Here is a 6000-nt window from a genome sequence, read left to right on the forward strand (position 1 = left end):
CCCTGGTCCCTCGCGGGACACACCGTGGCACGATGTCTGCCAACTCGCCGCCGCGTCCGCGGAGCGGGCACCGTGAAGGAGCGACGATGAATGACACTCCGGGCTGGGCATCGCCCGGATCCGCACCCTCCGACGGGGAACAGCCGGACGCCACCGGCGCGCGGCCCGCGGAGCAGCCCTCGGACCAGAGCGGCGGCGATCAGCCGCAGCCGCCGACCCAGTGGTCCAAGGAGCAGCCCCCGTCGGGGCAGTGGAGCGCTCCGCACGCCCAGATTCCCGGCCAGGCCCCGCCACCCCCGCCCGGAGCGGGCTGGGGCGGCTCGCCCGCAGGTCCCGGCTACGGGGCCCCTGGCGGCGGCTGGGGCGGCCCCGGCCGCGGTCCTGGAGGCTGGGGCGGGGCCTGGGGCCCGCCGCCCGCCGCCAAACCCGGTGTGATCCCGCTGCGCCCGCTCGGCGTCGGCGAGATCCTCGACGGCGCGGTCTCCACCATGCGCACCCACTGGCGCGCGGTCCTCGGCATCTCGCTCGGCGTCTCCGTCCTGACGGAGATCGTCACCATCCTGTTCCAGAAGTTCGTCCTCGACGACCAGGCCACGACGGACACCCTCCGCGACCCCAGCTCCTCCGCGAGCGAGGTGGGGCGCGCCATGGGCGAGGTGATGCTGAGCTCCGGCGTGGTCTTCCTGGTGACCCTGCTCGGCACCATCATCGCGACCGCGCTGCTGACCACCGTCACCAGCCGGGCGGTGCTCGGCAGGCCGGTGACCGTCGCGGAGGCCTGGCGCGACGCCCGCCCGCAGCTGCTGAGGCTGTCCGGTCTGACGCTCCTGCTGATGCTCATGGCCCTGGCGATCCTCACCGTCGGCACGGCACCCGGCATCCTCGTCGCGGTGTCCGGTTCGACCGCCGCGGGCGTCGCGCTGGCCGTCATCGGTGGCCTCGGCGCCCTGGTGGTCGACATATGGATCTTGATGCGCTTCTCGCTCGCCTCGCCCGCGCTGATGCTCGAGAAGCAGAGCATCCGCACGTCGATGAGCCGCTCCGCCAAGCTGATCCGCGGCTCGTGGTGGCGGGTCTTCGGCATCCAGGTACTCGCCCAGATCATCGCAGGCATCGTAGGATCGCTCGTCGTCATCCCCTTCGCCATCATCGCGGCGGTCCTCAGCGGTGACGGCTTCGGCAACCTCATGGGCAGCGCCGGCGCCAATCCCGGCTGGACGTTCCTGATCGTCACCGGCATCGGCTCGGTGATCGGGCGCACGCTCACCTTCCCGATCAGTGCCGGTGTGACCGTGCTGCTCTACATCGACCAGCGCATCCGCCGCGAGGCCCTCGACCTCGACCTGGCCCGTGCCGCAGGCGTCCAGGGCTACGGCGCCGACAGCACCGCCACCCCGGGGAGCTGACGGGGTGAGTCCGGCGGGGGGAGTGTGGGCGGTCGCCCCGGTGCTGTGGCGCTCGGGCGACCTGCCACCGGTCACGATCCCGCGCGATCCGGCGCGGGAGGCGGCCCGGCGTGAGCTGGCCAAGCGGATGTACCACGAGAACGACCCCAGCCTGCTGCAACGCGCCCTGAACGCGTTCTGGGACTGGGTCAGCGGCCTCCTGGACGCCGCGTCCACCGCGACGCCGGGCGGCTCCGTGGGCCTGCTCGTCATCGTGCTGGCGGTCCTGGCGCTCGTCGGGGCCCTGTGGTGGCGCCTCGGCATCCCGCGCCGCCTGCCCACCTCGTCCGCCACCCTCTTCGAGGACCGCCCCAAGAGCGCCGCCGAGCACCGCGCGGCCGCCGAGGCGCATGCCGCCCAGGGCCACTGGAACCAGGCCGTCCAGGAACGCATGCGAGCCGTCGTCCGCTCCCTGGAGGAACGCGCGCTGCTCGACGTACGCCCCGGTCGCACCGCCGACGAGGCCGCCACCGAGGCCGGCCGCGCCCTCCCCGACCACGCGGACCGGCTCCACACCGCCGCCCGGGACTTCGACGACGTCACATACGGCGGCCGGGCCGCGGGCGAAGGAACGTACCGCCGCCTCGCCTCCCTCGACGACGACCTGGAGCGCACCAAGCCCCAGCTCGCCGACAGCACCCCCGGCACGGCCCCCGACGCCCACCACGGAGCCGCCGGATGACCGCCGAGGCCACGCTCCCCGCCACCTACGCCTCGCCCACCGCCCGCCAGCTGTGGACCCGGTCGCGCGGCGTCCTGCTCGCCGTCGTGCTCCTCCTGGCCGGCGCCGTCGTGATCGCCGTCGTCCGCTCCAGCGCTCATCACGGCCGCCTCGACCCGCGCTCGGCCGACCCCTACGGCAGCCACGCCGTCGCCGCGCTCCTCGCCGAACGCGGCGTCTCCGCCCGGGTCGTCACCACGCTCGACGAGGCACGCGCCGCCACCGCACCCGACACCACCCTCCTGCTCGCCGCGCCCGACCTTCTGACGCATCACCAGCAGGAGCGTCTGCAGCAGGCGACGCGCGACTCCGGCGGCCGAACGGTCCTGGTCGCACCCCGGACCTCCCTCGACGGCCTCGTCCCGGGAGTCTCGGCGGACCCCGCACCCAGCTTCGAGTCGCAACTGGCCCCCGGCTGCGCGCTCCCCGCCGCCCGGCGCGCGGGCAGCGCGGACCTGGGCGGGCTCCGCTACCTCACGACCGTCGCCGACGCCGACCGCTGCTACCCCAGCGACGGCCTGCCCACCCTGCTGCGAATCCCGGCCGCGTCCGGAAGCGGCGACACCGTCGTCCTCGGCGCGCCCGACATCCTCTACAACAGCCGTCTCGACAAGCAGGGCAACGCCTCCCTCGCCCTTCAACTGCTCGGTTCCCGCTCCCATTTGGTCTGGTACCTCCCCTCGCTCTCCGACACCTCGCCGACCGACTCGGGCCAACGCAGCTTCTTCGACCTGCTCCCCTCGGGCTGGCTGTGGGGCACACTGCAGCTCTTCATCGCCGCAGCCGTGGCCGCCCTGTGGCGGGCACGCCGACTGGGCCCGCTCGTCCACGAGAATCTCCCCGTCGCGATCCGCGCCTCCGAAACCGTCGAGGGCCGCGCGCGCCTCTACCGAAAGGCGCGCGCCCGCGACCGCGCGGCCGCCGCTCTGCGCTCCACCACTCGCACCCGCCTCGCCCCCCTCGTAGGCGTCCCCCTCGCCCAGGCGCACGCGCCCGAAGCCCTGCTCCCCACGCTGTCCGCCCATCTGCGCGACGACGGACAGTCCCTGCACCCGCTCCTCTTCGGCCCGCCGCCCGGTGACGACGCGGCCCTGATCGCACTCGCCGACCAACTCGACGCCCTCGAAAGAGAGGTACGCCGTCCATGATGGACCCGACCACTGACAACGCCGGGCACACCGGGGACCCGGGCACCGTCCGGGCCTCCCTGGAGGCCCTGCGCGCCGAGATCGCCAAAGCCGTGGTCGGCCAGGACCCCGCAGTCACCGGTCTCGTCGTCGCCCTTCTGTGCCGCGGCCACGTCCTCCTCGAAGGAGTCCCCGGGGTCGCCAAGACCCTGCTCGTCCGCGCCCTTTCGGCGGCCCTCGAACTCGACACCAAGCGCGTCCAGTTCACGCCCGACCTGATGCCCAGCGACATCACCGGCTCCCTCGTCTACGACGCGCGCACCGCCGAGTTCTCCTTCCAGCCCGGGCCGGTCTTCACCAACCTGCTCCTCGCGGACGAGATCAACCGGACCCCGCCGAAGACGCAGTCGTCCCTCCTCGAAGCCATGGAGGAGCGCCAGGTCACGGTCGACGGCAACCCGCGCCCGCTCCCCGAGCCCTTCCTGGTCGCCGCAACGCAGAACCCGGTCGAGTACGAGGGCACCTACCCCCTCCCGGAAGCCCAACTGGACCGCTTCCTGCTCAAGCTGACGATCCCTCTCCCGTCCCGCCAGGACGAGATCGACGTCCTCGCCCGCCACACGGCCGGCTTCAACCCGCGCGACCTGCGCGCCGCCGGCGTACGCCCCGTGGCGAGCGCCGCCGACCTCGAGGCGGCACGCGCCGCCGTCGCCAAGACGACGGTGTCCCCCGAGATCACCGCCTACGTCGTGGACATCTGCCGCGCCACCCGCGAGTCCCCGTCACTCACCCTCGGCGTCTCACCCCGGGGCTCGACGGCACTCCTGGCCACCGCCCGCGCCTGGGCCTGGCTGACGGGCCGTGACTACGTCATCCCAGACGATGTGAAGGCCCTCGCCCTCCCGACACTCCGTCACCGGGTCCAACTCCGCCCGGAGGCAGAGATGGAGGGCGTGACCGCGGACTCGGTCATCAACGCGATCCTCGCCCACGTCCCCGTGCCCCGCTGATGGCGCTCACCGGACGAGCCGCGCTCCTCGCGGCACTCGGCACCCTTCCGGTCGGCGTCTGGGCGCCCGACTGGACGGGCGTCCTCGCCGTCAACGGCTCACTCGCCCTGGCCTGCGCCTGCGACTTCGCACTGGCCGCACCCGTACGCCGCCTCCGGCTGACCCGGTCCGGCGACACCTCCGTCCGCCTGGGCGAGGCGGCCGACGTGACCCTCACCGTCACCAACCCGTCCGGCCGGCCGGTGCGCGCCCGCCTCCGCGACGCCTGGCCGCCCAGCAGCTGGCAGCCGGGCACCGAAGTGGCCGCGTCCCGCCACCGTCTGGCGGTTCCTCCGGGCGAACGCCGCCGGATCACGACCCGTCTCACGCCGACCCGTCGGGGCGAACGCCACGCCGACCGCGTCACGATCCGCTCCTACGGCCCCCTCGGTCTCTTCTCCCGCCAGGGCACCCACAAGGTCCCCTGGACGGTACGGGTCCTGCCTCCCTTCGCAAGCCGCAAGCACCTTCCCTCCCGGCTGGCCCGCCTGCGCGAACTGGACGGCCGGACCAGCGTGTTGACCCGCGGCGAGGGCACGGAGTTCGACAGCCTGCGCGACTACGTACCCGGCGACGACACCCGCTCCATCGACTGGCGCGCGACGGCCCGTCAGACCACGGTCGCCGTACGCACCTGGCGACCCGAGCGCGACCGCCACATCCTTCTGGTCCTGGACACCGGGCGGACTTCCGCCGGCCGCGTCGGTGACGCACCACGCCTGGACGCCTCCATGGACGCGGCTCTGCTGCTGGCCGCCCTGGCCTCCCGGGCCGGCGACCGGGTTGACCTGCTCGCCTACGACCGCCGGGTACGCGCCCTGGTCCAGAGCCGTGCCGCCCGTGAACTCCTGCCGGCGCTGGTCAACGCCATGGCCACATTGGAGCCGGAACTCATCGAGACGGACGCCCGGGGGCTGACGGCCACCGCGCTCCGCACGGCCCCGCGCCGCTCCTTGGTCGTCCTGCTGACCACCCTCGACACGGCCCCCGTGGAGGAGGAACTGCTGCCCGTCCTCTCCCGCCTCACCCAGCGTCACACGGTACTGCTCGCCTCGGTCTCCGATCCGCATGTCGCCCGTATGGCCACAGCTCGTGGGGACGCCGACGCGGTCTACGAGGCCGCCGCGGCGGCACGGGCCCAGGCGGAACGCACCCGCACGGCGGAACAGCTACGCCGTCACGGCGTCACGGTCGTGGACGCGGCACCGGAGGATCTGGCGCCGGCTCTGGCGGATGCCTATCTGGCCTTGAAGGCGGCGGGCCGTCTCTGAGCGAGAGGACGAAAGGTGAGTGGGTCCTCCTCGGAGGCCCACTGAATGCAAGACCCTAAACGCAGAAAGCCCCCGTACCGAATGGCACGGGGGCTTTCTCAAAATTTGTTCGGCGGCGTCCTACTCTCCCACAGGGTCCCCCCTGCAGTACCATCGGCGCTGTAAGGCTTAGCTTCCGGGTTCGAAATGTAACCGGGCGTTTCCCTCACGCTATGACCACCGAAACACTATGAAACTGACAACCCGGCACACCACCAAAAAGGCGGCGGGATTGTTCGTGGTTTCAGAACCGACACAGTGGACGCGAGCAACTGAGGACAAGCCCTCGGCCTATTAGTACCGGTCACCTCCACACGTTACCGTGCTTCCAGATCCGGCCTATCAACC

At 72.7% G+C, this 6000-nt stretch carries 5 protein-coding genes and 1 rRNA gene; 5 read left to right on the plus strand and 1 reads right to left on the minus strand.

Annotated elements, in window-relative coordinates:
* Window positions 1-86 precede the first annotated feature (86 nt).
* Genes ACFYX0_RS12215 through ACFYX0_RS12235 form a run of 5 tightly spaced genes read left to right on the plus strand, consistent with a single transcriptional unit; the run spans window position 87 to window position 5613 of the window.
* Window positions 87-1406, plus strand: coding sequence for a hypothetical protein (locus ACFYX0_RS12215; protein ID WP_388969519.1), 1320 nt, complete (start codon window positions 87-89; stop codon window positions 1404-1406).
* 4 nt (window positions 1407-1410) lie between these two features.
* Window positions 1411-2127, plus strand: a complete 717-nt coding sequence (locus tag ACFYX0_RS12220) for a DUF4129 domain-containing protein (protein ID WP_355904588.1) — start codon at window positions 1411-1413, stop codon at window positions 2125-2127.
* The gene (locus tag ACFYX0_RS12225) at window positions 2124-3314 is read left to right on the plus strand and encodes a DUF4350 domain-containing protein (RefSeq protein ID WP_388969521.1); all 1191 of its coding nucleotides are present in this window, start codon (window positions 2124-2126) and stop codon (window positions 3312-3314) included. The genes ACFYX0_RS12220 and ACFYX0_RS12225 overlap by 4 nt, the downstream gene beginning before the upstream one ends.
* Complete coding sequence (locus ACFYX0_RS12230; protein WP_388969547.1) at window positions 3314-4303, plus strand: AAA family ATPase; 990 nt, start codon at window positions 3314-3316, stop codon at window positions 4301-4303. Before ACFYX0_RS12225 ends, ACFYX0_RS12230 begins: the two co-directional genes overlap by 1 nt.
* Window positions 4303-5613 (plus strand): DUF58 domain-containing protein, encoded by a 1311-nt coding sequence (locus ACFYX0_RS12235; protein ID WP_388969523.1) that lies wholly within the window; start codon window positions 4303-4305, stop codon window positions 5611-5613. The genes ACFYX0_RS12230 and ACFYX0_RS12235 overlap by 1 nt, the downstream gene beginning before the upstream one ends.
* 107 nt (window positions 5614-5720) lie before the next feature.
* On the opposite strand, the gene rrf is transcribed toward ACFYX0_RS12235, so the two are convergent.
* Window positions 5721-5837 (minus strand): 5S ribosomal RNA (gene rrf, locus ACFYX0_RS12240).
* Window positions 5838-6000: the final 163 nt, after the last annotated feature.

The sequence above is a fragment of the Streptomyces sp. NPDC002573 genome, assembly GCF_042889625.1.
Lineage (GTDB): Bacteria > Actinomycetota > Actinomycetes > Streptomycetales > Streptomycetaceae > Streptomyces > Streptomyces gibsoniae.

Excerpts from the sequence above, each read along its gene's own strand:
- ACFYX0_RS12215 (WP_388969519.1), top strand. The coding sequence starts at position 87 with ATGAATGACACTCCGGGCTGGGCATCGCCCGGATCCGCACCCTCCGAC.
- ACFYX0_RS12225 (WP_388969521.1), top strand. The coding sequence starts at position 2,124 with ATGACCGCCGAGGCCACGCTCCCCGCCACCTACGCCTCGCCCACCGCC.
- ACFYX0_RS12230 (WP_388969547.1), top strand. The coding sequence starts at position 3,314 with ATGGACCCGACCACTGACAACGCCGGGCACACCGGGGACCCGGGCACC.
- ACFYX0_RS12235 (WP_388969523.1), top strand. The coding sequence starts at position 4,303 with ATGGCGCTCACCGGACGAGCCGCGCTCCTCGCGGCACTCGGCACCCTT.